The 26,770-nt window shown below is 54.6% G+C and carries 20 protein-coding genes; 7 read left to right on the top strand and 13 right to left on the bottom strand.

Translation table 11 applies throughout. The features are described from left to right. Positions 1 to 285 precede the first annotated feature (285 nt). The 3 genes from PSR63_RS17055 to PSR63_RS17065 form a co-directional block, all read right to left on the bottom strand. Positions 286 to 1,152 (bottom strand): glycosyltransferase family 2 protein, encoded by an 867-nt coding sequence (locus PSR63_RS17055; RefSeq protein WP_274326882.1) that lies wholly within the window; start codon positions 1,150 to 1,152, stop codon positions 286 to 288. Then, positions 1,149 to 2,915: a hypothetical protein gene (locus tag PSR63_RS17060; protein ID WP_274326883.1), complete on the bottom strand. Its 1,767-nt coding sequence runs from the start codon at positions 2,913 to 2,915 to the stop codon at positions 1,149 to 1,151. Before PSR63_RS17060 ends, PSR63_RS17055 begins: the two co-directional genes overlap by 4 nt. A 172-nt stretch (positions 2,916 to 3,087) precedes the next feature. Beyond that, positions 3,088 to 4,893 (bottom strand): serine/threonine-protein kinase, encoded by a 1,806-nt coding sequence (locus PSR63_RS17065; RefSeq protein ID WP_274326884.1) that lies wholly within the window; start codon positions 4,891 to 4,893, stop codon positions 3,088 to 3,090. 176 nt (positions 4,894 to 5,069) lie between these two features. Between PSR63_RS17065 and PSR63_RS17070 the strand changes: the two genes are divergently transcribed. Continuing rightward, positions 5,070 to 5,741, top strand: coding sequence for a class I SAM-dependent methyltransferase (locus tag PSR63_RS17070; protein ID WP_274326885.1), 672 nt, complete (start codon positions 5,070 to 5,072; stop codon positions 5,739 to 5,741). On the opposite strand, the gene PSR63_RS17075 is transcribed toward PSR63_RS17070, so the two are convergent. From PSR63_RS17075 to PSR63_RS17090, 4 genes are all read right to left on the bottom strand, one after another. Next, a complete protein-coding gene (locus PSR63_RS17075) occupies positions 5,738 to 7,018 on the bottom strand; it encodes a MauE/DoxX family redox-associated membrane protein (RefSeq protein ID WP_274326886.1) in 1,281 nt (426 codons plus the stop codon). The two genes, PSR63_RS17070 and PSR63_RS17075, sit on opposite strands and share 4 nt — an antisense overlap. Before the next feature lie 12 nt (positions 7,019 to 7,030). After that, on the bottom strand, positions 7,031 to 8,935 hold the full coding sequence (locus tag PSR63_RS17080) for a hypothetical protein (RefSeq protein WP_274326887.1): 1,905 nt from the start codon (positions 8,933 to 8,935) through the stop codon (positions 7,031 to 7,033). Then, positions 8,932 to 10,800 (bottom strand): ABC transporter permease, encoded by a 1,869-nt coding sequence (locus PSR63_RS17085; protein WP_274326888.1) that lies wholly within the window; start codon positions 10,798 to 10,800, stop codon positions 8,932 to 8,934. Before PSR63_RS17085 ends, PSR63_RS17080 begins: the two co-directional genes overlap by 4 nt. Positions 10,801 to 10,863: 63 nt before the next feature. Continuing rightward, positions 10,864 to 11,793, bottom strand: a complete 930-nt coding sequence (locus PSR63_RS17090; protein ID WP_274326889.1) for an ABC transporter ATP-binding protein — start codon at positions 11,791 to 11,793, stop codon at positions 10,864 to 10,866. Between the two features lie 496 nt (positions 11,794 to 12,289). On the opposite strand from PSR63_RS17090, the gene PSR63_RS17095 reads away from it, so the two are divergent. The 3 genes from PSR63_RS17095 to PSR63_RS17105 all read left to right on the top strand — a co-directional run bounded on the left by PSR63_RS17095 (position 12,290) and on the right by PSR63_RS17105 (position 16,467). Further along, complete coding sequence (locus PSR63_RS17095) at positions 12,290 to 13,300, top strand: DUF1559 domain-containing protein (protein ID WP_274326890.1); 1,011 nt, start codon at positions 12,290 to 12,292, stop codon at positions 13,298 to 13,300. 238 nt (positions 13,301 to 13,538) lie between these two features. Beyond that, positions 13,539 to 14,552 (top strand): DUF1559 domain-containing protein, encoded by a 1,014-nt coding sequence (locus PSR63_RS17100; protein ID WP_274326891.1) that lies wholly within the window; start codon positions 13,539 to 13,541, stop codon positions 14,550 to 14,552. Positions 14,553 to 15,033: 481 nt separating this feature from the next. Continuing rightward, positions 15,034 to 16,467, top strand: coding sequence for a bifunctional folylpolyglutamate synthase/dihydrofolate synthase (locus PSR63_RS17105; RefSeq protein WP_274326892.1), 1,434 nt, complete (start codon positions 15,034 to 15,036; stop codon positions 16,465 to 16,467). Here the strand turns inward: PSR63_RS17105 and PSR63_RS17110 are convergent, their stop codons facing one another. Together PSR63_RS17110 and PSR63_RS17115 are read right to left on the bottom strand one after the other, a co-directional pair. Next, a complete protein-coding gene (locus PSR63_RS17110) occupies positions 16,468 to 18,210 on the bottom strand; it encodes an adenylate/guanylate cyclase domain-containing protein (protein ID WP_274326893.1) in 1,743 nt (580 codons plus the stop codon). Positions 18,211 to 18,223: 13 nt separating this feature from the next. Next, complete coding sequence (locus tag PSR63_RS17115; RefSeq protein WP_274326894.1) at positions 18,224 to 20,320, bottom strand: protein kinase domain-containing protein; 2,097 nt, start codon at positions 20,318 to 20,320, stop codon at positions 18,224 to 18,226. A 267-nt stretch (positions 20,321 to 20,587) separates the two neighbouring features. Here PSR63_RS17115 and PSR63_RS17120 point away from each other — a divergent pair, with 267 nt between their 5' ends. Both PSR63_RS17120 and PSR63_RS17125 read left to right on the top strand, forming a co-directional pair. Then, positions 20,588 to 21,814 (top strand): amidohydrolase family protein, encoded by a 1,227-nt coding sequence (locus tag PSR63_RS17120; protein WP_274326895.1) that lies wholly within the window; start codon positions 20,588 to 20,590, stop codon positions 21,812 to 21,814. A 177-nt stretch (positions 21,815 to 21,991) separates the two neighbouring features. Continuing rightward, positions 21,992 to 23,104, top strand: coding sequence for a lipid-binding SYLF domain-containing protein (locus PSR63_RS17125; protein ID WP_274326896.1), 1,113 nt, complete (start codon positions 21,992 to 21,994; stop codon positions 23,102 to 23,104). Between the two features lie 127 nt (positions 23,105 to 23,231). Here PSR63_RS17125 and PSR63_RS17130 read toward each other — a convergent pair whose 3' ends face one another. After that, complete coding sequence (locus PSR63_RS17130) at positions 23,232 to 23,657, bottom strand: secondary thiamine-phosphate synthase enzyme YjbQ (protein WP_274326897.1); 426 nt, start codon at positions 23,655 to 23,657, stop codon at positions 23,232 to 23,234. Between the two features lie 694 nt (positions 23,658 to 24,351). Between PSR63_RS17130 and PSR63_RS17135 the strand changes: the two genes are divergently transcribed. Next, positions 24,352 to 24,576, top strand: a complete 225-nt coding sequence (locus tag PSR63_RS17135; protein ID WP_105349539.1) for a hypothetical protein — start codon at positions 24,352 to 24,354, stop codon at positions 24,574 to 24,576. Positions 24,577 to 24,895: 319 nt separating this feature from the next. On the opposite strand, the gene PSR63_RS17140 is transcribed toward PSR63_RS17135, so the two are convergent. The 3 genes from PSR63_RS17140 to PSR63_RS17150 all read right to left on the bottom strand — a co-directional run bounded on the left by PSR63_RS17140 (position 24,896) and on the right by PSR63_RS17150 (position 26,717). Beyond that, positions 24,896 to 25,141 carry a carbon storage regulator gene (locus PSR63_RS17140; protein WP_274326898.1) on the bottom strand — a complete coding sequence of 82 codons (246 nt, stop codon included), beginning with the start codon at positions 25,139 to 25,141 and terminating at the stop codon, positions 24,896 to 24,898. Between the two features lie 96 nt (positions 25,142 to 25,237). Then, positions 25,238 to 25,531 carry a hypothetical protein gene (locus tag PSR63_RS17145; RefSeq protein ID WP_105349541.1) on the bottom strand — a complete coding sequence of 98 codons (294 nt, stop codon included), beginning with the start codon at positions 25,529 to 25,531 and terminating at the stop codon, positions 25,238 to 25,240. A 247-nt stretch (positions 25,532 to 25,778) separates the two neighbouring features. Then, positions 25,779 to 26,717 (bottom strand): PmoA family protein, encoded by a 939-nt coding sequence (locus PSR63_RS17150; protein WP_274326899.1) that lies wholly within the window; start codon positions 26,715 to 26,717, stop codon positions 25,779 to 25,781. Positions 26,718 to 26,770: the final 53 nt, after the last annotated feature.

The following is a 26,770-nucleotide window of genomic DNA, read 5'->3' on the forward strand; positions in this document are numbered from 1 at the left end:
TCAGGGGACATTAGTCCAAACTATAAGGATAGGCAACTATGGCACAAGGTTCAACCGAATGAGCCCGTTTTCAGGTGCGGAAAACCACTAAAACAGGGTATTTGCAGGGTCTCGGTTGGCAGAATTCACGGCCGTTTGCGCAGATATTTACGAATGGGCCAAGTAGGGCTTTTGAGATCCATGCCCACGAATGCATGACGCGTAGCTTGAATTGCGTCGAAAGTTTCAGGCCGACCAGGGCACCCTGGCTCAATCTGAGGCAGGATGCCAACTTCGCGTTGAAGGTCAGTCTGCCATTCGATACCGCAGGATGCACCACAACGCTGCTAGCCCATCTTTCCAGCTAATCTTATTGCTGGCCGACCAGTCCTGAGCGTTGTACGTCACGGGTCGTTCGGTGAAGCGATAGTTTCGCTTGGCCAGTTTGGCGGTGATTTCCGGTTCGATGCCAAAGCGATTCTCCTGCAAGTTGACCTGCTGAATGACTTTACGAGGAAAGGCTTTCAGAGCGGTCTGCATGTCGGTCAGGTGCAGTCCGGTCAAGCAGTTGGAAATGCAGGTCAGCGTTTGATTGCCTAGCTGACGAATCCAAGAGGTTTCCTTCGAGGTGCCGTTGTGCGCGAGGAATCGAGATCCGTAAGCGACGTCCGCTTCGCCTGTGACGATGGGACGAATCACCTGCACGAGATCTTGGGGATTGTATTCCATGTCGGCATCTTGGATGACGACCACATCGCCAGTCACTTCTGGCAAGGCCGTACGAATCGCTGCACCTTTGCCTTGGTTATTGGGATGATAGAAGATCTTCAGATCGCAAAAGTGAGCCAAGCGGGCCAGCACGCTGCGTGTTCCGTCCGTACTGCCGTCGTCGACAATGGCAATTTCGGTGCGAAATGGCAACTGCATCAGCCGCTGGATCACGGTCGCGATCGTATTTTCTTCGTTGAAAACGGGCACGATCACCGACAGGCGGAAATCATGCGGTAGTGGATAGTCGACGCCGGTCGTGTCGTGGCCATCCGACAGAACTTCTTCCGTCAGTTCCTCGGCATCAGCCAGTCGAAATTCGAACGGGGCCAGATCGAGCGGATGGTCGTCGATCGGTTCCCAGGTAGATGCTCCGCAGTTTGGTGTTAGTAAGCTGGTGCTCATGGTTGCCCTCGTGTGGTGGTCGTGCCGTTGGCACGGGCCAGTTGCGATGATGGGAGGTTGTTGCCGTCGTGCGGAGGTATCGCAGGCCAGGCAACGTAGCCAATTTGTTCAGCGTCAGAAATCCTGCGCTGTTGTGGGGCGAGGTACTCAGGAGATTGGGGTTCATCGAACAAGTCGCTACGTCCCCAGATTTGTGCGAGTGAATCCTGGTAAAGGAGCGTCCAACCGTTGACGTCTTCCATGACGTGTTCGGAATGAGGTTGGCCGCGATCTAAGAGAACCAACTTCGGGTATCCTTCGATCAGGGCCGCCTTGGGATCGATCGGGCCTGCAAGTTTGCGATTTCGCATACCCGAGGCGTCACCCAAAATGAAATCGAAGTGACGGTCGACAACTGCCTGTGGATAGCAAGTGCGGAATCGTCCATCGAACTGAACACTCGAATCTCCTTCACCACAACGAGCGGCAATGAAGTACTGCGCCCAGTTGTAAGAGACGATTGTTTTTCCGTGCAGATTGTGCTCGTCGAGGTACTCGATGGCCGACACGGGATAGGTATCGCGGTAAACAGGCATCACACTCAGGCGATGAAACATTGGCACTGCGAATAAGATTCCACCGATGATCACGACACCCCAGGCAATGGCCGGGTGCGGGCCTCGCTCGGTTCCGTCTGATCTTTGAGTGATACGCTCCCAGGCACTGACCACATGAGGCGTCACCCAGAACCCGCACAGCATGGCTAGAAACGGCGCGTGTCGCTGGTGCATGATCGCCTGAGCGGCGACTAGGGTCAGGATAACCAGTTGTGTGAAGTCGAGTGGCTTGCGGGAAGATGCCAACGACAAAACGATAACGCCTAACATCGCGACGAACGCGATGCTGAACATGTCAAGCGAATACAGCGGGTGCCATTCGGTGATTTCGGGCCGAGGCTCACGTAGGGATTCCAGCAGCCATTGATGAAGCCCGAAGCTGTATGGGTTGATGAGCGTCGCCAGCAGAACGACGACGATCATAAGCGTAAGTCGGCGTAGCATTCCGGCGGCCTGCCACTTGCGCATCGTGGCCGCTTCGATCATTCGGCACGCCAGAAAGACGCACAGGACACCCACGCCAGCCATAAAGCCACCATGGGTATTGGTCCAAAGGAAGCACAGAGGCACGGCTAGCCACATTAGCTTCACCCAGCGGTGATTCCAGCTGAAAGCGTCGGCTGATTCGCCTCGGCGAAATGAGGTCAGCCAGGGTAGGTTCCAATGTCCCTGCCAGCCGGTAAAAGCGAATTCGATCAGTAGCAGTAGTAGGGCAAAGAACCCGAAGCTGAACAGTTGCGGGCGAACATTCCAATGGTTGGTCAAGTTGACTGCGATCAGCAGGGAAACGACGACGACCGGAAGTGCATGCCTAGCAAAGTTCTCGGTCTTCCAGAAGGGAACCAGGCAAATGGCCAAACCGAGTAGCGTCTTAAGGACGAGTAGCCCCGCCGGTCCGATCGTGTCGACGCCGATTGCCAGGGCCAGTTCGCTTAGGTTTTCGTGATTGATCCAGCGGTAACCGTTGGCGGTGTAGCTGTATGTGGTCGTGCGGGCCAGACCTTCCCGCAGGGCGTCTCTTCCGTATTGAACGTGACCCCACAAATCGGGATCGGCGCCGTTGGGGCTGACCGCAATCGCGGCGGCCAACATGGTGGCGGCAACAATAGCCCAGGCCGACCAGGAACGTGGCGCAGAGGTGTTCGGAATGGAAGAGGATTCTTGCACGATATCGGAGACCTAATGGTTCGCAGGGAAAAGCCCCATTGGTCAACCATAGGTCGCAAAAGAAGCAAGCCTGCCGATCGAGCAAGTCAGAATGGTGGAACCCGTTGCTGATTCCAAGTAGCGGGAGGCGGTGTAGTCGTTACAACCGCGCCAAAGCGATCCGAGCTAAGCGTTAGACGATTTGCTCTTTATCCTTAGTGGGTCGAATAACGATCCGGGCCACCTTTAAGCTGGTGGGCTCATAGAGAAGTCGGCGGACCAGGTTTCGGAAGAGCGTATCGAGACAGACCTCAGCTGTGAATCGACTGATACCAGTACCGATCAAGGGAAACGCGATCGACTCGATCCCAAGCGTCGTGGCGTTGTACATGCAGTTCGAGACGATTTCGGAGATCAAGTCGCGGCTGGGGGTAACGCCGGTGACTTCGCTACGTGTGACCGAGTGAAACACATACAGCGCCGGTAGTTCGCTGCCTGGGGTGACAACTACGCGTCCAGGCGGAACACGGTTAATGCCCAGACGCCGGATGTCGAACTCGATCAGTGGGCCGCCTGCGTCGCTGACCGCTTTGGCCAATCCTAGGTCGAGAGACAAGCAACAATCGGTTGAGCTCACGATGGCATCGACATGTTGCTTGGTGACATCTCCACACACGATTTCCAGACGGCGGCCGTTGGGCAGATAGTATGGATCGGGACGCATGAACTTTTCAGGTTCATGGATATAGTCGCTCTTTTGATCCTCGAACATTGCTCGGAACGATTGAAGGATCTTGCTGTCGCTGAACTGCCACGGCGAGATGCTCTCGGAAGGGTCCCGCAGTTGCATAAGAATTTCGTCGAACGACTGAAAGCGATCACGAGGACTCTTTGCCAGGCAGCGTTCGATGATGTCGTTGACGCGTTCTGATATGTTCGGGTTGTGGGTCTTAGGTGGAACGATCGGTTCCATCTTGTGTTTGAACAAGATGCTGAAGGCCGTCTCGCCGACAAACGGTGGCTGCCCCGTCACGGCGTGGTAGAACGTTCCACCGAATGCGTAAATATCGCTTCGCACGTCGACATTGCGAGGGTCTTCTGCTTGCTCAGGCGCCATGTAAAGAGGCGTTCCCATCATGTTTCCCGAGATAGAAAAGTCGGTCGATGAGATACCGCTGCGAGCCAATCCAAAGTCGGCTACCAGTGCGTAACCATCGCGGTCGATCAAGATGTTCGAGGGCTTTACGTCACGATGGGTGACACCGAGCCTGGCGGCCGCGTTCATTCCTTCGCAAACCTGCTGCATCCATTGGACGATCTTCTCTTCTGGGATTGGCTCGGAACTCTCCTTGATGATGCGTTTGAGATCGATACCTTCGACCCACTCCATCACGATCAACGGCGAGCCTTTGGGGAGAACGGAGAAATCGTAGACAGATACGACGTGTGGCGAACGGATGCGGGCTAACAGTTTTGCTTCGCGGATGAAGCGATCGGTTGACGCTTCGGGACGCATCAACTTGATTGCGGCCAAGCGATCGAGCGTGCGGTGGCGAGCACGATAAACGGTTCCCATACCACCCTGGGCAATGAGTTCGAGGAACTGATACTCGCCTGCTTGTAGCCCGATGACTTCGTTGGGATGAGCCTGGCAGTCTTGCAAGGCGTCCCATAAGTGTTGGGTATGGGGATCGCCGTGAGAGGCTGTTTGATCGAGCGCAAAATTTGTCTGAGTGTCCTTCGCGTCTGATCCGCGAGTTTCCCCTAACTGTTCCAAGAGACGTTCGAAGGCATTTTCGATGAGGGGCTGAAATTCAGGAAAGCGACCGCTGTAATAAGCTTTGCCTGCTTCGAGCCCTCGCTTCTGGCGTTCGCAGACATCCAGCATGACCAGCTGACGAAAGAGATCGAATCGCTCGTCCGGGGAAACGCGGGATATAAAACTCCCGAGGTCCGGCGGAGAGTCCGCGGCCCAAAGCTCGACGAATTCTTGATACAAAGGGAACCAGACTCCCCTCGTGGTATCGTCTTTCATAGTGGATCAGCGACAAGGCGACGTCGCATGCTGTTAGCTCAAAAGCGGGGGTATCTTATCAGCAGACACCAATTAGTGAGGAAAATCAACGAATAGTTTCGGCTTTCGTCGATCAAATTTGGAAAACAGGTCGTTTTGTCATGCCTTCAATAAACACCGATAATTTGGATGTCAATTCAGGACATCAGGTTTACACGCCGAAGCTGCTGCGCTGGTACGACTTGATTGTGCACGGGGTATCGAATCGTTGGTTTTGGAGTTGTCCAACGCAGCTGTTAGAAGCCTGGTTCGACGACCACGCGACGAATAACCATCTCGATATTGGAGTGGGGACCGGTTTCTTCCTTGATCGCTGCTCGGTGTTTTCACCCGATGCACGCATTGGCCTGTTAGATGCGAATCCCAACTGCTTGGCGGCGGCCGCCAAGCGAATAGAGCGTTACCATCCGGAAACGATTCAGGCGAATCTTGCTGAGCCGTTTGAGCAGCTAACCGAGCCCTTTACGTCGGTCTCGCTCATGTATGTGCTGCACTGCTTGCCAGGTGATCAAGCGTTCCGCAAGCGAGTCATCGAGCATGCCAGTGCTGTCTTAACGAAGGATGGAAAACTCTTCGGTGCGACGCTGTTAGGCAAGCCAAGTCCGACTTCTTGGTTGGGGCGACAGGTGATGGCCTCGTACAACCGCAAAGGAATCTTTGGCAACGAGCAAGACACGCTGGAATCGCTAAAGGAGGTTCTCGAGACCAGTCTGGTGGATATCGAGATCCAGCAGGTTGGCTCAGTAGCTTTGTTTGTAGGCCGCAACAGCTAAGGGGCATCCAGAAAGGCGTCACGCGGCTTCGTATTCAGCCAGAACCGGCGATCGGCTTCCATCGCGATCTTATCTCCTGCGAAGGTGTCGGCTTCGCGATCGTCCTGAAGTCGTCCCGATGGTGATTCAAGGACAAGCCGCACCGAATTTGCCGTATCGGTCTTGTTGACGAAAGCACGTGCCACGGCAAACGTGAAGCGTTGGCCAGGATAGATCGGGGCACCAGTTGTCTCTAGAGACCACTTCTCGAGTCGGACGGGAACGAATAAGTCATCCGACGAGTCGGTGTCAACGTACGCCCGCATGGGCTCCGGCAAGCGATCGGCCGCATGCCGCGAAATGAAGAGATGTGTTCGTCCGACGTGCGAAGCATACAGCCCCCAGGCAGGCCAAGGATCGCCGAGTCCAATCAATTCCAACGTGGGAAAGAGGAGCACACAGCCGCAAATGATTTGTGCGGTGAGTAGCCTTCGCTTGACCTCTCGAGTTGGTCCGATCTCTTCGGTTGGATCGGGAAAACCAAATAGAAGAATCGCTTGCAGGAAGAAGAATACATTCCAAGTCAGCACGCCCCAGCTGTGAGAAAGCCCGAGGGGGCCAAGTACCACAATCAGGCCGATATGCATCAGGCAGGCCGCGACCACCCCGATTTTTCTCGTTCGTCGTATGAGTAGTAGCACGAACGCGAGCAGCTCAAACAGGGGGAACCCCAGTGCCAGCCATTTCCAAGTTGCCAGTTGATCTGGCGACAGGGAAGTGCCAATGATCGAGCTAAAGGTCACCAGGAAGTCGGAGCCCAGTTCGTTGACGAAAGATGGGTTTAGCTTGGATAACGCCGAGTAGAAATAGATGCTCAGCGAAATCCACATCGTCAACCGCCGGGCACTTCGCGGTGGGGCGAGGCCAAAGATCATACCCAATACGGCAAACTGGTAGGCCCAAGGTTGGAAGCGATGTTGATTCAGGAAGAAGCAGAGAATCAGGACTATGGAACTGGCGATCCAAAGCCATGAAGCCTTCGATGATTGAGGCCCAAGTATCTGGACGGTGACCAATATTGCGATGAGCGATGCCAATAGGATGAGGTCTGCCAGACCAGGGATGGCGCACAAATCACTGACGATGGGAACGGCTGGGAATACGGTCTGGTCGATCCAGAGAGGGTAGGTCACGCCGACTAGGATGAGCAGAAAGAGGGCAACCAGCCGCTGGTAAAGTAAGAAGGCTCGATCCGTAGCGGATCGAGCCTCGTTAGTTTCTGTGGGGGTCGTGCTCACGTGGGATAAGCCTTACGAATCGGCAGCGGTCGTTTCTTCGGACGGCGAAGCTTCTTCGTTGGACTCGGTAGGTTCATCCGCAGGCTTAGCATCCGTTGCTTCCGGATCTGCTGATTCTTCGGCAGGCTTCTCCGTGGTCGCTTCTGGAGAAGCTTCTTCCTTCGCCGGGGCTTCCATCGGCTTATCTTCCGATTCCATTGGTTGCTTATCGGCATCCATTGGCTTGGATTCGGAGTCATCCGCTTCGGTGTCGGCCTTTTCGTCCGAATCCTTTGCCGAAGCTGGGGCATCATCTGGGCTCCAGACGGGCTCGATGAATACGTCCGAATTGGCACGAAGGATATCGATCAGCGGGAAGTTCGGCGAAATGTCCTGGTCAAACTGATTCAACAGGGCACGGTATTCCTTGATGGAATCTGACAGGACGTCGGCCGAAGCGTCGTCACGCAGGACTGGATAGTCTTCGTAGATCGCAATCCACTTGTCCCATGCCTGTTCGTAGAGTTCCCGAGCCTTGACCAGGTTGGCATCCTTATACGCCTCATGGGCTTCGTAAACCAGACGACGAGCTTCCACCGTGCGGTCAGTGCTTTCCGAGAGAGCTCGCGTTTGCCAGTAGTTAAACGCGACGATGTCCTTTTGGCGATCGATCACCCCTTTCAGGAACTCCATCTCACCCAGACGGTTTGCTTCGCGAGATGCCTCCAAGGCAGCTTGAGCCAGCTCATTGCCTTCTGCGGAGTCAGCTTGATCTTTCTTCAAAGCGTTGGCTTTGTCTTGCATATGCTTCACGATCTCAAGCCGCGAAACATTCAAAGAGTTCTGGACCGATTTGATCTCTTGGATCTGTTCTTCGGTACGATCTTCCTCAGGCGTATCGAGCGCCTTTTGCGTTGACTCTGGAAGCTTGGCGATTTTCTCGTTCTTCACTTCGGAGGAGTACTCACCGTATGCTTCGTTGAACTTTTTATCCGCTTCGCTGATTTCCTTCGCCAAACGATCCGAGTCATTCAACTTGATCGGAATACCGTAAGTCGAAGGAAGCTCGTGGTCGCCATAGACTTTCCACTCTTCGTGGGCCTGAGCCCAGGCAGCCTGGGCCTTTTCGGAGATGTGCCCTTCCTTTTCGATGGCTTCGCCGAAGTTCATCAGACGCTTGGCCGGATACTGGTAGAAAATCGTCGGTGACATGGCACCGATGCTTCCCAGGCCATTGTCCACGACTTCGGTCGCCCACTTGTCCCACAGACGCGCGACCAGCCAGTGATCAGGCTTGCCTTCCTGGACACCTTCGGCGTCTTGGGTCACCGAGTAAGCGGTGCCTTCAAGGTGCTTTTGGATTTCGTCGTGGAAGAGATCGTCTTCGGGGAACAGCTCGCGGTACTGGACCTTCTCGTCCGCGTTGCCGAACTTGTTGCCGAAGAAGTGGGCGATCGAGTTCATCATGCGGGGTTCGTTGTAGTTGTACTCGGTCCCGTCCATGTGGTAGTTGATGCCGCGTTTGACCCACAGGTAACGGTGTTCGTAGTTGTCGAACTCGCGCGAAACGTTGTACGAGAGATTCCAGGCCTGGAACTCCCAAACCTTCAGAAGGTGTGGGTTCAAGTACGAGATGGTCTTGGCGGTAGCCTCCATCAGGGTGTACTGCTCGGTCTTCTGGTATTCGTTCAGGTTGCTCCAGAGAAACGTAATCGCCACACCGTCGAGACCTAACAGCGAGAGACGCATAGCTTCACTGGCCGGGTCGACCTTACCAAGCTGGGCGTCCGAAATATGGTAGTCACGACGCATCTGGGCGAGCATCCCGCCTGGTTGATCGGATGTCGCCGGACGGCTGATCAGCGAGACCGCGATCAAAATCACGATCATGCAAACGCCGTAGATAACTTTATGCTGAAAAGATTTGTTCTTGTTCATGCCGCGATTTCTTTCGATTTCAGAAAGAAGTAACCGACCGCCACCAGGGCGATCAGGAAGCCGAGAACCGTGACGAGTTGTTCCGTGACGACGGCGAATGGAATGTTATATCCGTCGACAACGAAACCTTGCGTATCGAACATGCCGTAGTCAGGCAGCATGTTGACAAAGGCGTAAATCATGAAGGCGAAGACCATGTCGATCCCTTTGACGACGTCTACCCAGAAGTAGTCGCCGAGTTCGGTCATGATGTTCTTCTGTGTGAATAGTCGCACCATGGCTTCCGCCGGACCACCCCCGTACCAACCGGTTTTCTCGCCGAAGATCACGTTTCGGGCCAAGCCCTTCACCTCTCCGGCGATACTGCCATAGCCGAGTGCCAGGAACGAAGCCAGTAGGGCCACAGGACCATTCAGGAAGGTGCTGAACACCAAGCCAAACGTAATGACCAGGATCACCTGGAACCAAATGCCTAAGTAGCATTTGACGTAGTTCATCGTGAAATTGCGGTTGGCTTCCAGGATGTAAACCGTGTTTTGAGCGACGCCAAAGTACTGACCCGGTTCGACGCACTGAATCCACAGTTCCAGTCGGCCTCCATCCTCGGTAGCCAGGTCTTCCAGCAAGTCGAGTTCAGGCTTTTCGGAATCGGCCTTGAAGTTCGAGAGCGTGCGAGGAATGTAGTGAAGGTCGGACACTTCCTTGGCCGTGAAGGGAATCGCGATGCTGCGAGCACCCGTCTCTGGGTTCTTCAGGTAATAGTTGCCGCGGATACCTTCGGTGATGATCCCTTTGTAGGTTCGGAAAACGCTCAGGTTGAATTCGACGGGAAGCATCTGCTTCGTTTCGTCACCCTCGGTGACTTCGGTGAGCATACCTTCGTTGACGTCTTCAAAGCTAAAGATCGCGGCACCGAAAGTACCACCTTCGATGTAGCTGAAGTATTCCCATTCTTTACCGACGTTGATGCCGCGCGGGGCTGCATTCTTACCGGAACGATCGAGGAAGCGGACCGTGCCGATGTGTCGCACACGGGCCTGGAACATGTCGGTTGGACCATGCACCACATATTTCTCGTCGCCGCTGGCTCCTTCATTGGTACTGATTGCGTGACGGTGTTCGTGGGTGCGGTCTGTTTCTCCGTTGCCGTCAGGATAGACGGTGATGGCGTGCTTGTGACCTGCCGCTTCGGTTGTCTCGCCGATCAGCGTACCGTTCTCGCCAGCGACCAGTTCGTCAGCGTTGATGTAATGCGTGTGGTTGAAGCCCTGCAGCAGGAAGATGTAGGAAACCAGTGCCATTGCAAACAGCACGATCGTTCCCACACCGACGAAACCGAACAGACGTCCCAGGAACAATTCGCTCGGTAGAACAGGCTTAGTATAGATGGTGTATATCGTGCGGCGTTTGATATCGTCAGGCAGACTGAAAACGCTCAATGCGATCACCAGCAGCAGGACCAGCCACTTGGGAAAGGTCAGCACGAAGGTGAGATAAAGACGCACCGGTTGCTCGGCACTTGGGTTGATATACCAACCGGCGAACAAGAGCACGACCATAAACAGGGCGAATACCAGCAGGGCTTTCTTTCGGATCGCTTCCTGAAATGCGAGCCAGGTCATGGCCCACACACGGCGAGGCGAAATCGAAAGCAGTTCGGGAACCGATTTGACGGCCGTCCCGAACACAGCATAGAAGGCCTCGAACGGTCCATTGCGGAACACCGACACGATAAACCCGAACACCAGACCGCAGACGATCAGGATTACCAGGGCAATCAAGAAGGTGAGGAGCCCGCCAAGTTGCTGCCCCGGGATGGGAAGGAGCCACTCGCTCAGCGGCTGGATAGTATCTTCAATCCCCATGGTGACTTTTTCTTAATCGATGATTCGCGTGGAAGGTTGGGCCTAGGTGCGTAGGCGACGGGACTAAGAACGGTCCGAACCGGCGCGGCGACCAGGTCGGGCTTCACTCTCACGGACGATATTCAGGAAGAGTTCTTCCAGCGTGGTGGTTGGGTTCTCGACCGAGATGTTCTCGGCATGTTCCCGTTCGAGGATCGCTCGAATCTCGGCCTTGGCTTCCTCGCTAACGCCCTTGGCTCGAATCTGGGTTTCGTCACTCACCTTCAGCAGTGCATCCACGCGACCGAGTTCTTTGAGTTCACCCTGGTGTAAGATAGCGATTCGGTCGGCAACGTCCTGGAGGTCGGCCAGTTGGTGGCTTGTCACCAGGACCGTCTTACCCTCTTCCTTCAATTTCAGGATGAGGTCCTTCATCTCGCGAATACCGATTGGGTCTAAGCCGGTAGTCGGTTCGTCCAGGAAGATCAGTTCGGGATCGTTGATCAAAGCCTGGGCCAGACCGATGCGGCGAGTCATACCCTTAGAGTATTCCTTCAGCTGGCGACGTTCGGCCCACTTCAGACCCACCATCTCGATCAGGTCGTTGACCCGCTTCTGGCGGACATCGGCTGGCATGTTGAACAGCTGGCCGTAGAAGTTGAGTGTTTCGCGGGCATCAAGGAACCGATAGAGGTAGGACTCTTCCGGGAGATAACCGATGCGTTCCTTGGTGGCGATGCTGGTCGGATCTTGTCCGAAGACCAGGGCCTGACCGCTGGTCGGAAAGAGTAGACCCAGCAAAAGCTTCATGGTCGTCGACTTGCCGGAACCATTCGGGCCTAGCAGGCCGAAGATTTCGCCACGACGCACTTCCAGGTCGAGTGCTTTCAGAGCTCGGACTTTTTGACGCCCCCAGAAGTCGCGGTAAATCTTGGTCAGATTACGCGTTTCGATAATGACTTCGTTGTCGGACGAGGAATTTGACGCTTGCGGTTGAGTTTCTACCGATGCCATGGAACCTGTTTCAAGCCACGGTGGTGCTTAATAGTGAGGAAGAAAAGATTAGCAGTGAATGATGGCGAGCCGTCGTGCCCTAAAAAAGTGGGCGGATTGACCCGATATCCCCTGTTTACGCAGTTCAGCCAGCTTGGTTCGGCTAGCGGTGCCTGCTTTTCTCTTTCCTTCTACCTAAGGGAGAACAAAAGAGGGAAAAGTCCGACTATAAATCCGCTGCACCAAAGTGACAAGGAACCAAGCTTGCCTGGGATGCGGACTTCATAGGATCTTCCTTACTTAATGTCCCATTTCTACCGCTTATAGGGGACTGTTCGACGTTTAGGTCATGCTCTTCACCAGTAGGGGGTAAGGGGAATAGTTGAAGATTAATTAGGAAGGTATCCCCCGTTGGGTCTGTTAAATGGACTGAGACTTTGTATCATGAAGGCCTGCTTTGTTGGCCTATCGAGTTTTCAGGCTCTCCATGATCCCATATAGAGAAGGCGCCCGCCGGATGAAGAGAAAAGGTTTTACCCTTGTTGAGTTGTTGGTGGTGATTGCCATCATTGGCATTCTGATTGCCCTCCTTTTGCCTGCTGTCCAGCAAGCCCGCGAAGCCGCGCGGCGGATGCAGTGCACCAACCAGTTGAAGCAGTGGATCCTCGCCACGCACAACTATCACGATACGTTCACCAAGTTTCCTACTAGTTTTCAGGGTGCTGGAGAAAACCAGTGGTCGGCTCAGGCTCGCTTGCTTCCCTTTCTGGAGCAAAAGGCCATCGAAACCGAGATTGACTACAGCGTTGACTACCACGAGTACCACTATGGTGGAACACACGAAACGCTGATCAACGGTATTCCGCTGCCGGCATTGCGAATTGATGCGTTGCTTTGCCCTTCAGAAGTAAATGACAAACAGCGGGTCGATGGTTCGGGTCGGCCCGAGAACTACCCTTTGAACTACGCGATCAATATGGGCGTTTGGTACGTCTATAATGGTTCCAGTGGGGGTGAAGGGGCTTTTGTGCCTGGCAAGTATTTGCGAATGGCCGACATGACCGACGGAACCAGCAACACCATGGCTTTTTCTGAGGTGAAAGCCTATACGCACTACGACCGGGACAACGAACCGTACGGCAGTTCCGAGATCAATTCGTTCCCAGACGTGGCTGGCTACATTGAATCGAACGTTACCACTTCGACTCGTAATTCGGGGCATACCGAGTGGGTCGATGGCAAGGCACATCAAACGGGTTTCACCGCGTTTTTCCCACCCAACACCGACTTCAACATCGGTGCAGGTCGCCCGACCCCGGCAGACTTCACCAACAACCGAGAGCATCGAGCGACTAGTGGTTCGCCTACTCTGGCAGCCGTGACGGCTCGTAGTTTCCACCCTGGCGTCGTGAACGTGGCGTTCATGGACGGCTCGGTATCTCGGGTCACCGATACCGTGAACCTAAGCGTCTACCGTGCTGCGGCGACGCGCAATGGTGGCGAAGTGCTGAATCGCAACGATTTATAAGTCAGTTGTATTGAGACCGATTCTGAGCCTAAGAATCAAAAACGCCATCTCGGGAACATCTCGAGGTGGCGTTTTTTTAATGCCGGCGTCTACCTCTTCAGGTAAAATAACGTCGAAAAACATGACAAAATCCCTCGGTTTATGATGTTTAGGTGGGTATCATTCAGATACCTAGCGCGGGGGAAGTATCTATTTTCCTCCCTACTCCCTGCCTGAGCTTTTCCAAGGGTCGTCTCGAATGAAACATCGTCACGGTTTCACGCTTGTCGAATTGTTGGTGGTGATTGCCATTATTGGCGTTTTGGTTGGATTGCTCATGCCAGCGGTGCAACAGGCCCGCGAATCGGCTCGACGGATGCAGTGCACGAATAATCTCAAACAGCTTTCGTTGGCGTCTCATACCTACCACGACACATATGATTCTTTCCCACCTTCCTGGGACGGTGGCGGCCAATGGTCTGGTCTCGCCCGACTTTTGCCGTTCATTGAACAAGGTCCGCTGGAAGCCGCCATCGATTGGGGCACCTCTTACACGGCCTATCAGTCCAACGGGGCGAATGCGAATATTTTGAATGTGGGCGTACCACTGCCGGCGATTGAACTCGATATGTTCAAGTGCCCATCGGAAGTGAATCTGCGGGCCGTGGATGTCACGGGCGATGGTGTACCGGATCATTTCCCGTCGAACTATGCCCTGTCGATTGGCACGTTCCTGGTGTACGACGGTTCTCAATCTGGTGATGGGGCTTTTGGGGCCAATCGCTTTACCCGCATCGCGGAATTTGCCGACGGTACCAGCAATACCATGGCACTCTCGGAAGTGAACTCGTTTACGAAGTTCCATTCCGCTTCGGTATATGACAACAGCACGGGCATTCCTTCGCTGTCAACTGTTGCCGGCGAGATCAACGGCAATGTGACAAGCAGCACGCCCCCAGCCGGGCATACCCAATGGGTCAGTGGTAACGTTCAACAAACGGGCTACACCGCTTTCTTTACGCCCAACACGATCTTCAATATCGATGGACGTTTGCAGCCGGCTGACTTCGTGAATAACACCGAAGGGGCAGGGGACGTCGACCAGAACCCCTGCATGGCGGCAGTAACAGCCCGCAGTTTTCACCCCGGCGTGGTCAATGTGGCCTTTGTCGATGGAAGCGTCAGCAAGGTTACCGAAACGGTTGATCTGAACGTCTACCGTACGATTGCTACACGCTTTGGGGGTGAGGTCTCACTGCGTAACAAGCTGTAACCTTCTCCCGATGCCTGGTGGAAGTAGGAACTTCAAAAGTCCGTTTGTACATATTGCAAACGTTACAAATTGGATCGCTACTCTTGCTAGCAGAAGTTTGCCAAGAGATTCTGTAACTCTATGCCATTGAGTGAGTTGTGACATTCGCAGTGAAATAGTTTGTCGAATTGGCACGCTCAATGCATTAGTGGAAGACAAGCTCGTACGAAATGTTCCCCCGAACGTCATCGTGCAACCTCCAACTTTTCGTTTCGTCTGTCCAACGAAACGAACCCCCGTTTGAAGCAACAACGTCCGTCTCCTGACTCAGGCCGGTTCACCCCGCAGTGAACCGGCCTTTTTTTGTTCTTGATTTCCGCATTCAGTTTTCCGTTTTCAGGATGGGAACAGTCGATGCCGGTGAGGGCGTAGCGCTTTTTCGTTAAGATAGTGGTCGTCTCTGCTTCCACTGTCCGCTTACGTTACCGAGAAAGTCACCTCGTTGGACGCCAGTCAATCTGATTCCGATTCGCCTCAGTATCAGGAAGCCCTGGACTGGTTGTTCCAGCGGATCAATTACGAGCGAACCACCGACATTCCTTACCGTTCGCGGAACTTCAAGCTCGATCGGATGCACGACTTCATGCATCAGTTGGGCGATCCACAAAGCCGGCTGAAAGTCATTCATGTCGCCGGTACTAAGGGAAAGGGTTCCACCTCGGCGTTTCTTTCCAACATTCTTTGGCAAGCAGGCTATCACGTCGGGCGTTTCACCTCGCCCCACTTAGAGCGACTGGAAGAACGCTATTGGCTGGATGGCGGCAACTGTACCGCCGAAGATATTGTCGAGTTGGTCGACGCGATGCGTCCGGTGGTTGCCCGCATGGATGAGAACGCAAGTGCCGAAGATCGTTTGACCTTCTTCGAGATCACCACGGCCATGGGCTTTCTCCTGTTCGCTAAGCGAGGCGTGGACTTTGCCGTGATCGAAGTGGGGCTCGGTGGCAGGCTCGATTCGACCAATGTGTGCCAACCCCATTTATGCATCATCACTAGCATCAGCCGCGATCACACCGCACTTCTGGGAGACACGTTGGCGGAAATCGCCGGAGAGAAAACTGGGATCATCAAGCCTGATGTTCCGGTCATCAGCGGTGTGATGGCTCGTGAGGCTCAAGAGGTAATCGCCACGGTTGCCTCGCAGAATCATTCGGCACTTGATCAGCTTGGCGACCAGTTCACGAGCGTTCCTCTGCCGAACTCTTGGAAGGAAGCAGAATCCGCGGGTCTCTTTGAGCAGGCATTTGAATTTCAGTGGCAAGCGAATTCCAAGCAGCAATTAGTGATCCGTGTTAAAGGGGACCACCAGGTCGCCAACGCAGGTCTTGCCGTTGCGGCAGTCGAGAAGCTACGCGAGTTGGGGCATGATATCTCGTCGGAAGCTCTTCAGTCCGGCTTAAAGACCACTCAGCTACCAGCCCGAATCGAGTGTTTGTCCGAGCGGCCAATCGTGATCGTTGATGCCGCCCACAACGATGCTTCTGCTGCGGCATTGGTCGACGTACTGCAAAAGCACTTTCCCGATCGTCGGTGTCACCTGGTGTTCGCATCCAGTGGCGATAAGGATCACGCCGCCGTCCTCTCGCAACTGCTGGGTGTCTTTCAGCAGGCTTGGTTCACCAAGTATGGCTTCAGTAGCCGGGCAACGAGCCCGCAGCAGCTTTTGAAGGTGCTCGACTCGATTGAGTACGATCGCACGTTGCCGATTCACACAGCGGAGGAAGCCAAGGTCGCATTCCATGAAGCCTTGGCAGCCATGGAGAAGGAAGACGTTCTTGTCGTCACGGGCTCCTTCTTCATCGCCGCAGAGTTCAAGCGATTCTGGCGCGAGGTCGGCGCGAATACTCAAACTGCCACTTCTCCGGCAACGCGATAGCTACTTGGTGTGCCGTTCGATCGTGCCGTTCCACGGATCGGGGCAGCGGTTTTGGTGGCCCTGCATGAATTTCAGCAGTAGGTTTCTGGGACCAAACTGGGCCGGAAGCGATTCGAGGATCGAGATGGCTTGAGGCCAATGGCCTTCCTCGAATTGGATCAACGCTTGCGAGAATTCCGGCAGCCAGGCGAGTTCGCCGGAATTGATCGTGAATATCTGCGTCGCGTGCCGCAGCCCCGACAAGCGAAAACTTCCCAGGCGCAAGAACGTATTGGGAGGCATCGAAGGGTGACTCTGCAACTGCGTGGCGGCCTCTTCATCTAGTAGTAGCGGAATGCCGAGCGGTTTGGTCATTCCCTCAATTCTTGACGCCAGGTTCACCGGAGGGCCAAACGCGGTCACTTTTACCTGGTCGCGGCTGCCGATCATGCCGGCGACGGCCTGTCCCGCGGCGATACCAATGCCGGCTTTGGCAGGCGTATCGCCGCATAGAAACTCGGTTCCTGCCAGGGCTTGAACAATTTCCCACGCCGCCTGAATGCACCCCAGGGGGTTTTCGGATGCCGGAACAGGCCATCCCCAAAATCCCATGACCGCATCGCCATGAAAGTCACCGATAACTCCCTGCTGGGCAAGGATCGCCGAGGTGATGATGGAAAGTGTTTCACTCGTTTGATGCAAGTGCGGGATCAGGCGGTCGATGTTGTCTTCGGTCGCCGCTGAGAATCCCCTCAGGTCACAAAACAAAACCATCAAACCGGCTTCGCGAGGGGCCAGATAACTTTCGATATCGGTCGTTACGTGGTCGAGCAAGCCTGGTGTAAAGAACTGGTTCAGCTGCGACTGGCGGCGTTCTAATGCCATGTTCCTAGAAATATTGGCGAAAGTTGAACCGACCAGTTCCGCGAACTTGATATCATCCTGCAGGATCTCGACTTCGGTTAGATTCCCCTCGAGGCGTGCTCGCTTGCCCGAAATGTACAACGCAGCCACTTGATGTAGCTTGATCTCCAGCGGTATGCACATCGCCCAATCGTGCCCGGCAATTTGTGTGAAGTCGGCGTCGGCAGGATCGGGTTCGTTGGGCCAGACATGCAAGACGCACATCTGAGAACTGGTGGCGTTCTCGATCAGGCTCTGGCTAGAGCCGCCCGGCGTCGATACGCCATCGCGGCTATCCCAGGCAATCGGTGAGAACGTATGGGACTCACCGTCTTGGGATTGCTCCAGCAGCTGAACATCAGTCGCATGGGGTATCCCATGCAAAAGCTGCTGAAGTGTAATCGTGATGAGTTGCTCGTGGTCGGTCGACGCCGTCATCTTTGAGACCAACTCAGTCAGCAGTTCGATCCGCCCTGGCGTCTTTCGGAAGGAGGTTCGGCGGATCTCTTCGGGGCGAATCGTGACTTCTGTTCGGGGGCTGCGATGCGGCAGCGGCATCGTCGGCTCGGAGTCTTCCAAGAGGAACTCCGTATGCCCGATGACGAAGTGTTGACCTGGATCGAGCATAAACGAGATTCGCGGGCGCGAGTCGAAGAAGATGGGGTTGGCCGCTCCTTCGAATTTGCGGATTTCAAGCTGCACGCCATTCCAATTGAGCTGAGCATGCTTGGAGGAGATCTGCTTGTCCCATTCGACAGGGAATTTCGGTGTCGCACGCCCCAGAATAAATGGCTGGTTCGGAACCAATCGTCGACGCCACCGCTGAGAGGATAGCGTGTCTCGGGCGAACAATTCAGCCATTCTGGCCCCTGACTTATGATTTGGTACCCGTCTTGGCCGGCGCGATAATGGTCGTCAGCTCGTGTGGCGGAATGAGACTGCTCGTATCGCCGGTTGCCATGGCTCCCACTTTTACACGACGAAGAGCCCTCACCACAAAATACCATAGTGTCAGAACGACGAGAATAATCAGGCTGGCAGCAAGTATTGCCTGACGGGAAAGTTGATCGCCCAATTCATAGATCGGTTTGACCGCGAATCGGTGGTCTTCCTGCACCACCACGACCAAGCCTGTGGAACCAGGGGTGTCTGTAATCTGGTGATCTCGATGAGGCAACGACACTCGCTTGGCGGCAAAGATCCAGTTCTTGTCGTATTCCTTGCCCAATTCGTCGCGTCCGATCGGGTCTTGCCCCACGACTGGGAGTCCGGTCTCGAACTTGCCAAGCTTGACGCGGTACTGCTCCTCTTCCGAGAAGCGGATCGGAACAATTTCGCTATTCTGAATCAGCTTGTCGTACAGAGGATGCTGAAGGATGACGCCTTGCGTGGGTGCATCACGTCCGTCGACCAGCACGGCAAACTGGTGTTCGGCAGGTTCCAGGCTGGTGAACTTACCGACATCAATCGACATGGCCACAATTCCCACGAGCTTGCCATCGCTGTGCAGGGGAGTCGACATGGCAACCTTCCATGTGCCCGAGGCCGTACTCAGAAACACGGCAGAAAGGTGCGTCTCATGGATTGGTTCAGGCGTAGGGTCGGTCGGCGAGAGATCGGCACTGCCGCCATGGAAATAAGTTCGATAGCCGAAATAACCCCCGATCGGCGACACCGATGGTTCGGCGTCAAAAGACGAAGCGACGTGAAAGCCTTGGGCATCGACGACAAACCAGCTGGCCGTATTTCTCTGCGAAGGCAACTCAAACTGGGCGCGAATGCGATCTTGAAGCGCCTGACGATTGGGATGATTCTGGAAGTCGATACGCTCAGGCGTCTGGTTCGTACCGGTCGCCCGTTCCTCATGAAGCTCGTCGAGCAGCTTACTCAGTTCAGGGTCGTTGATGGTATTCAGGTATAGGTCTTGGAATTCTGGGTCGGCGGCCAGATCTTCCACCTGCTTGAATCGTTCTTCGATCGCATTGGAAACGTTGGTGGCAGCCAACTCGGCGGCGAATCGATTGCTTTCATACGTTTTGGCAATCATCGCGTTTTCGCTGGTACGCATTACTGCTTTGTAATTCTGCCAACCGAAGAACATGCCAATAGTCAGCAAGATCGCCGGTCCCAAGATCCCCAGCATGATCAACGGGCGACGGTAACGATTGCGTTCGCGTTCATTCAGGGCATCGAAAATCTCCTGAACGTTGCGAAAGCGTTCGCGTGGATTGACCGCGACCGCTCGATCGATGATATGGATCAGCTCTCGGTCGATCCCTCGTATCTTTTTATGGGCATCCGGCGGCGGCGAAATCGCGATCACCTTGCGATATTTCTCCAAGCGATCACGTAGCCCGGATGTCGAATCAATTTCTCCGACACTGGAAGAAGAGCGAAACGGAGGCTCGCCCACCAGCATCGTATAGAGAAGTGCCCCCAGGGCGTAGACATCCCAGCGGACGTCTGGCGAAGCCTCGATGTCGGCTTGCTCTGGGGCCATGAAGAACAAAGTCCCCAATGCTGGCCGCTGGTCATTGGAAAGCCGCGATTGGCCGAAATCGGCGATGCGAGCCTTTCCATCCTGATCCAGTAGGATATTAGCCGGCTTCAGATCACAATGGAAAATACCTTTCCCGTGAGCATGCAACAGGCCAATGACGACGTCCTTGAATTTTTGAATCGCGTCCTCAATGTCCATGGCTCCCCCACGGCGCAGGAGATCTTCCAGCGAGCCATTGGGAAGGTATTCCATGACATAATAGGGAGGTTCCGCGTTCCAACCCACTTCCAGCAGCTGAACGACGTATCGATCGGCGGAAAGGAAGACGAGTTTTTCGACTTCCGACGCAATCAAGCTTTCGTCCAAAGCCCCACGATGGTGGTAGATTTTGATCGCGACCCGGCGTCCCGTATTTTGGTCCGTGGCGACCCAGACTTCGCCATAGGCTCCTCGCCCCAGCAACGAATCCATGTCGTAGCCAGGTATATCGCAAGGGGGGCGTCCCTTCGGGCGACTCAAATGTTTCGCCGCACTTAGCTGCCCCGGAGTTTGTTTTTGCGTTTCGTCCAGGCTCATAAGATCGCAAGAGTTCGAAGATTGGGTCGATCGCCACATTTTACGGCCAATTTGCTTGAGTACCAATCACTACCTAACCGCCCTTGCCGCCAGACACTAAAAAATGCCTTGATAGGGTTATCTGCCGCAGGCAAAAAAAGTTGACAACGAAAGGAAAGTTTGATGTTCTGTCCCCCTCGTCGCCTGCGATCGCTTGTGTGGCTGCTGGTTGCCTTGGCCAGTGGTCCCAGTCTCGCCTTCGCCCAAACTGGTGAAGACGATCCACCGTTGGACGGTGAGGATGGACGACAACTCGCCATTGGCGAGTTCCGACCTGAGGCCACGCTCCGGGTCCGCCAAACCAATCTGACCGGGGCCAAGTTCCCCGTTGTCGACGACCACACCCACTTTCGCTATCGCCTGAAACACTCTCCTGAACAGCTAGACGATTTCGTCGACGTGATGGATCGCAACAATATCGCGTTATGCGTGAGTCTCGACGGGAAGCTGGGGGACGACTTTGACAGCCATGCCAAATACCTGTGGACCAAGTATCCCGACCGGTTCCTGATCTATGCGAATATTGACTGGCAAGGGGAAGGTGACCCCGAGAAGCCTGAGACCTGGGCGTGTCAGCGGCCAGAGTTTGGGCGACGGATGGCCTTGGAACTGGCCGAGGTCAAAAAGAAAGGGGCGAGCGGGCTCAAGCTCTTCAAGCAGTTTGGGCTGGGGTACAAAGACGCCGACGGCTCACTCCTGAAGATCGATGATCCTCGCTGGGACCCTATCTGGAAGGCCTGTGGCGAACTCGGCCTACCGGTGATCATTCATACGGCCGATCCGGTGGCCTTCTTTGAGCCGATCGACAAAACGAATGAGCGCTGGGAAGAGTTGTCCCGCCATCCTGACTGGAGCTTCTATGGCGACGAGTTTCCCTCGCGAGAAGAACTTCTGACGGCGCGCAATCGAGTGATTGAGCGTCATCCCGAGACAATCTTCATCGGCGCGCACATGGCGAATAACTCGGAAGACTTGGCCGTTGTTTCGGAGTGGCTTGACAGGTACCCGAATCTATACGTCGAGCCTGCGTCACGTATTTCCGAGTTGGGACGCCAGCCGTACACTTCCCGCGATTTCATTCTGAAATACCAGGACCGGATTCTTTTCGGAACAGATGGTCCCTGGCCGGAAGAACGGTTGCATTACTACTGGCGTTATTTCGAGACCTTCGACGAGTACTTCCCCTATTCCGAGAAAGTTCCGCCACCACAAGGGCTGTGGTACATCTACGGGATTGGTTTGCCGGATGATGTTTTGAAGAAGATCTACCACGAGAACGCCGCGAAAGTGATTCCTGGTGTGGAAGGGAAACTGAAGAAATACCTCGCGAAACAGCACACTACCAAGTAGCGAACTGCGAACGGAATGCGCATCCATTCGTAGTACTAAAAAGGAACCAGGCCCACTCATTCGTGGCAAATCGAGGTTTGTCCTTCGTTGCCACTGCGATACATTGGGCTCACCCAGGCTGTCGCCTCAATGCCAGCATCGCTAGCGGCCGGCCACGTTCACGGAGGAGAATTCAAAATGACCAGGCATACATCCGTCGCTCTCGCGGCACTCACCCTTTCGTTGCTCATGGTGCATAGTGCCCTTGCTCAGCAAGGACGCGAAGACCTGATCGTACGTCAGTCGACCGGCGTCTTGAACGAGATCATGGCGATCCCTGCCAGTGGGATTCCCCAATCGATGCTCGCCAAAGCTGAAGGGGTCGTCATCATTCCCAACATGATCAAAGGAGGTTTCGTCGTCGGCGTGCGTCATGGACGTGGCGTCGTATTGATCCGCGATGAAAACCGTGCCTGGCAGCCGCCACAGTTTGTCACCATGACCGGCGGAAGCGTAGGCTGGCAGGCTGGGATTCAGGCAACCGACGTGGTGCTGGTCTTCATGACTCGCAACAGCGTGCAAGGGTTGCTTACCGGTCAATTCACCATTGGTGTCGACGCAGCCGCCTCTGCAGGCCCTGTGGGAAGAAATGCTTCGGCAGGAACCGACTTGACGCTCAAAAGCGAGATCTACTCGTACAGCCGCAGTCGTGGACTATTCGTAGGAGCTTCGGTCGATGGAAGCTCGCTGCAGATCGATCCAGCCGCCAATCGAAACTACTATGCCAGCACAGGGCTCACGCCTACCGGTCAACCGGCAACCAATACGCCCGTGTTGCCCGCTTCGGCTGCTGAACTGCTGACTACATTGACTAAGTATTCCGACAACGCTGTGGTCGAGCCGCAGCAGATTGGGGCCTATGAAACACCTACGCCAGCGGTCGAACTGAATCCGGCCATGCCGCCGGCAAACAGCATCAGTGTCGATCAACTTCGGATGGAGTTAGCAGCGGCATCGAATCGCCTGGGAAGCATGCTCGACGACCAGTGGAAGGCCTATCTAGGTCTCCCCAAGCAGATCTACGAACAAGGACCACACCCCAATCCTCAGGTCCTTCAGGCTTGCATCGCCCGTTACGATCAAGTTGCCGGCAATGCCAACTACGCCCAGCTGACGCAGCGACCTGACTTTCAACATGTCCATGGGCTGTTGATTACCTACACCGACGCCCTTTCGGCCATGGCCGCGGAAAGTGGGGCGATCAACCTGCCTCCACCGCCAATGGCGGCGCCGGGTCAGCCGCAGCCGTAACAGGCGTTTGCAAGAGCTCATTTGAGAAGGAGGTTCGTACGGCGAACCTCCTTTTTTTGTGCAGTTTTCGCCCCTTCAGTCGGCAAAAAGGGATCTGCTACGACGGCAAGCAGCAGGTCGTCAGGAACTAACTTCGCTCGCCTTGGATAGTCAGCACAAGCCGGCGACCGCTGGCTCGGTTGCGGTGTTCGCAGAGATAAATCCCTTGCCAGGTGCCCAGGTTGAGGTGCCCGTTGGTGATGGGAATGCTGAGGCTGCTGCCGATCATGGCCGCCTTGATATGTGCCGGCATGTCGTCTGGTCCCTCAAGCGTATGGACGTAGGGGAAATCCTCGTGGACGATCTTCGAGAAGGCCATCTCCAGATCGACTCGGACGTCGGGGTCGGCATTCTCGTTGATGCCCAGGCTAGCAGACGTGTGTTGAATGAAGATATTCAGCAAACCGACCGAGATTTCTCGCAATTCGGGCAGCTGATCGAGGACTTCACGCGTTACCAGGTGGAACCCACGAGAGCGGGCTCGGAGGGTGATTTCTTTTTGGATCCAGGTCATTTTGGCCCCCCAAGTGGACCGTCGGGCGAGGAAATTTTCAGAGCAAGGAAAAAACTTTTGGCAAGGCCCCTTGCCGGGCAATCGTAACAGCTTCACGGATCGGCTCAGTTTCGGCAACCCGTGCGGCGAACCACCAATGCAGGTTAAGTCTCCATTAAAGAGAAGCTAAGGCTATTTTGCCTGCTAGTTTTAGAAGGTTTTTGCCTTTTTGCAATTCAAACATATCCTTTAGATCGGAACGTATTGAATCGTTTAACCCTAATAGGAAAACCTGCCTTGCGGCAACGCGCAGAAAATTCTATTGACACGACAAGCGATCAATAAATAATCGTGTGCTTGATCAGACCTGGGGAGGATCCTTAGGGAAGATCAACGACCAAATCTCAAGACACTACGACCCACAAAGAATTTGTTGATTTTTAATGGTCGAAGTGGAGGTCGTCAGCATCACAAGCCGAGAACTGTTTGGGTCTGGAGCCCGATAGTTCACTGCCTCATAGCCTTTTATTTATGAAGCAGCACTGGCAGCATGCTGTCTCACGAGCGAACGGATATTGCTCTTAATACCCGCAAGGGTCAGCCGGCAGATATTTCTGCCTGGTTCGGCCTTGATTGATATGAACCATCCGGCTGTGTAAGCCGTACCCGAATCACGCCAAGTGCGCCCCTGTTTTGAAAGTAGGTATTAACGAAGATGCAGAAGATCAAGAACGTTTTCGATGCCATCCTGAAGTTCGGCCACGATGAAGACTTCGTCCCGGATGCTGGTGATGAGTTTATCCCGACCGATGCTCCTGCTGGCTCTGAAGCTAAGATTGAAGTGCTTCGCCGACGCGTCGAGCAAGGTCTGCCGCTGTGGCACGACGAAGACCGTTGCGATTACTCCGGTCTGACGGGTGCCATCCGTCCTCGCGAGTAAAACTGGCGAGAACGTATCGGATGATACAAGATGAATGAGGGGTGGTATATACCCCTCATTTTTTTATGCGCTGTGGTTAATTCTCAGAGCTCGCACGTCTCGTAGGATGGCTACCAGCGTTATGGCGGACGGCCATCTATTCGTCCGCCTGACGCACCAAACTGGGAAGATGGCATTCGCTCTTGTTAGGCTGTAGCCACCCTACGTGTTCTGCAATCATGCCCGTCGCCGGCATGATATGAGCGTTTCCACTAAGCTGCTTAGCGACTTGGCTTGCCTCGCCTGCGTCCAAGCCGCTAACGCTTACATGGAATTCGCTCTAGGCCGCGATCCGCATCGGTTTCGCAACCGGCTGGTTAACTTCCTGCGTGAATACCAGCGTGATGCGTTCTTCTTCCTCGGCCTCAATCTGATCGTGGAGTTCCAGTTCGTCGCGCAGAATCAGCATGTTCGAAGGCGCTTGAATCCCCAGGCGAACCTTGTCAGCACCGACTTTCACTACGGTGATCAAGATCTCTTCGCCGAGTCGAAGCTTCTCACCTTCCTTGCGGGAAAGCACTAGCATATGAATAAACCTCCATGTTTATGCGTTGGTAAGATGAAATTTGGATCCAGCAATCATGTGACGTTCGGCCAATCCATTGACCGAGGCTTCTGATATTTAGGCAGCCACCTGTAAGGCGGAAGCACTCGACAGTTGAGTTCGCAGGAACCGCTCGCCACTGGCTCCATAGAACAAAATTGTGTTGGTATCAGTCTCCCAGATTGCCGTGCATTTGACGCTACGTGGGCCGTGCAAGCAAAAGTAGATCCCGCAAGGATCTTGGGCTCGCACGATGACACGCTCGGTCATGGGGAATACGCCCGGCTCAAGTTGTTCTTTGTCACATAGAATCTGGTAAATGTACTGCCGAAGGTGTTCCAGCTGCGTGAAACACGGGGATTCAGCGGCCATAGGTTGGGGATGCTCCGTATCTATCCGGCCAGTTCTCAATCGCCATCGAGAGTAGGCTGGTTGGGTAACTTGGGTTATGTGTTTGCAAAGTTAGGTATCGGCAGTGTGCGCGTCAAAGTTTGACATAGATAGACTAGGAAGTATGGGAAATTTGTTTGTTGTGCGCGAACAAAAAGCCCAGGCAACAGAATTGCCTGGGCTTTGATCTAATTCCGCAGAATTCGAGAGATTTACGTGCTTTCGCGCCTTACTTCTTGACCTTTTCGTAGCGAGCAAAAGCAGCATCGATATCAGCGTCTTCGGTCGTCCCTTCATGCAGCAGCACGCGGTAGCGAAGGTTCATCGTCTTGCCAGGCTCGATCGTGTGGTCGCCTGACTTCACGTTCTTGCCAACAAAGTCATGGATGCCGAATGGGTTGGCCGCAAACAGACCGTACGTGCGGACATGCCAGTGCGTTGGATAGCCATAGCTCGACGGGTGATTCATGATGGTGATACCGACCGTCTTGTCCTTCACAGGGCCGTAGTAATCAACCCAGGCCGACTTCTTGCCCCACGCATCTTTGTCCTTCTGGCCGCTGTCGTTGACGATCGTACCGCCCTTCTTGGCGTCGACTTTCATCGTCCCAGGTACGCGAATACCGAACGCGCCTTCTTTCGTATCGCCGAAGGTGACCGGCTCATCGCCAGCGGTAACCGTGACGTCAAAGTCGAAGTACTGACGTCCTTCGTCATGGCCGAACGTGATGGTGCGACGATCGCGGCACAGCACTTTGCCTTGCGGCGTTTCCCAGCGATTAAGTGACACGATCTGGGCTGTCTCGCCGTCGGTGACCTTTTCGAACTTCTCGTGGATGATCTGACCGCCGACGCCTTCCTTCTCCAGCCAGAAGTCGGTGCCGTTGACGTTGCCGTGGGTAAACCAGACGCTGCGATGATGCGGGTGATCGTCCCGTTCGCTCTCGCCGACCGATTCGATCGGGTAGCGACGCGTCATCGGCAGACCGTCAGGGCCCAGAAGCGGGTAAAGAATCGGCTTCGCGCCGCTTTTGATCAGATAGCGAGTCAGCAGCTTGCCGTCGTAATGAACGGTCAGACCGTCGTCCTCTTGGACGATTTCATACGTTTCAGCCAAACAGGCAGACGAAAAGCTAACCAGCAGCAGAATGCTAAACAGGCGGATCATGCGCGGCATATCCTTCGAAATCAGGTGGGATGGGGGAACAGTCAAACTTTAGA

Source organism: Bremerella sp. P1 (assembly GCF_028748185.1).
In the GTDB taxonomy this organism is placed as follows: Bacteria; Planctomycetota; Planctomycetia; order Pirellulales; family Pirellulaceae; genus Bremerella.

Excerpts from the sequence above, each read along its gene's own strand:
- PSR63_RS17115 (WP_274326894.1), bottom strand. The coding sequence starts at position 20,320 with ATGGATTCGTTGCTGGGGCGAGGAGCCTATGGCGAAGTCTGGGTCGCC.
- PSR63_RS17130 (WP_274326897.1), bottom strand. The coding sequence starts at position 23,657 with ATGACCTGGATCCAAAAAGAAATCACCCTCCGAGCCCGCTCTCGTGGG.
- PSR63_RS17110 (WP_274326893.1), bottom strand. The coding sequence starts at position 18,210 with ATGGCTGAATTGTTCGCCCGAGACACGCTATCCTCTCAGCGGTGGCGT.
- PSR63_RS17085 (WP_274326888.1), bottom strand. The coding sequence starts at position 10,800 with ATGGGGATTGAAGATACTATCCAGCCGCTGAGCGAGTGGCTCCTTCCC.
- PSR63_RS17120 (WP_274326895.1), top strand. The coding sequence starts at position 20,588 with ATGTTCTGTCCCCCTCGTCGCCTGCGATCGCTTGTGTGGCTGCTGGTT.
- PSR63_RS17145 (WP_105349541.1), bottom strand. The coding sequence starts at position 25,531 with ATGGCCGCTGAATCCCCGTGTTTCACGCAGCTGGAACACCTTCGGCAG.
- PSR63_RS17095 (WP_274326890.1), top strand. The coding sequence starts at position 12,290 with ATGAAGAGAAAAGGTTTTACCCTTGTTGAGTTGTTGGTGGTGATTGCC.
- PSR63_RS17090 (WP_274326889.1), bottom strand. The coding sequence starts at position 11,793 with ATGGCATCGGTAGAAACTCAACCGCAAGCGTCAAATTCCTCGTCCGAC.
- PSR63_RS17150 (WP_274326899.1), bottom strand. The coding sequence starts at position 26,717 with ATGATCCGCCTGTTTAGCATTCTGCTGCTGGTTAGCTTTTCGTCTGCC.
- PSR63_RS17055 (WP_274326882.1), bottom strand. The coding sequence starts at position 1,152 with ATGAGCACCAGCTTACTAACACCAAACTGCGGAGCATCTACCTGGGAA.
- PSR63_RS17140 (WP_274326898.1), bottom strand. The coding sequence starts at position 25,141 with ATGCTAGTGCTTTCCCGCAAGGAAGGTGAGAAGCTTCGACTCGGCGAA.
- PSR63_RS17070 (WP_274326885.1), top strand. The coding sequence starts at position 5,070 with ATGCCTTCAATAAACACCGATAATTTGGATGTCAATTCAGGACATCAG.
- PSR63_RS17135 (WP_105349539.1), top strand. The coding sequence starts at position 24,352 with ATGCAGAAGATCAAGAACGTTTTCGATGCCATCCTGAAGTTCGGCCAC.
- PSR63_RS17080 (WP_274326887.1), bottom strand. The coding sequence starts at position 8,935 with ATGAACAAGAACAAATCTTTTCAGCATAAAGTTATCTACGGCGTTTGC.
- PSR63_RS17125 (WP_274326896.1), top strand. The coding sequence starts at position 21,992 with ATGACCAGGCATACATCCGTCGCTCTCGCGGCACTCACCCTTTCGTTG.
- PSR63_RS17100 (WP_274326891.1), top strand. The coding sequence starts at position 13,539 with ATGAAACATCGTCACGGTTTCACGCTTGTCGAATTGTTGGTGGTGATT.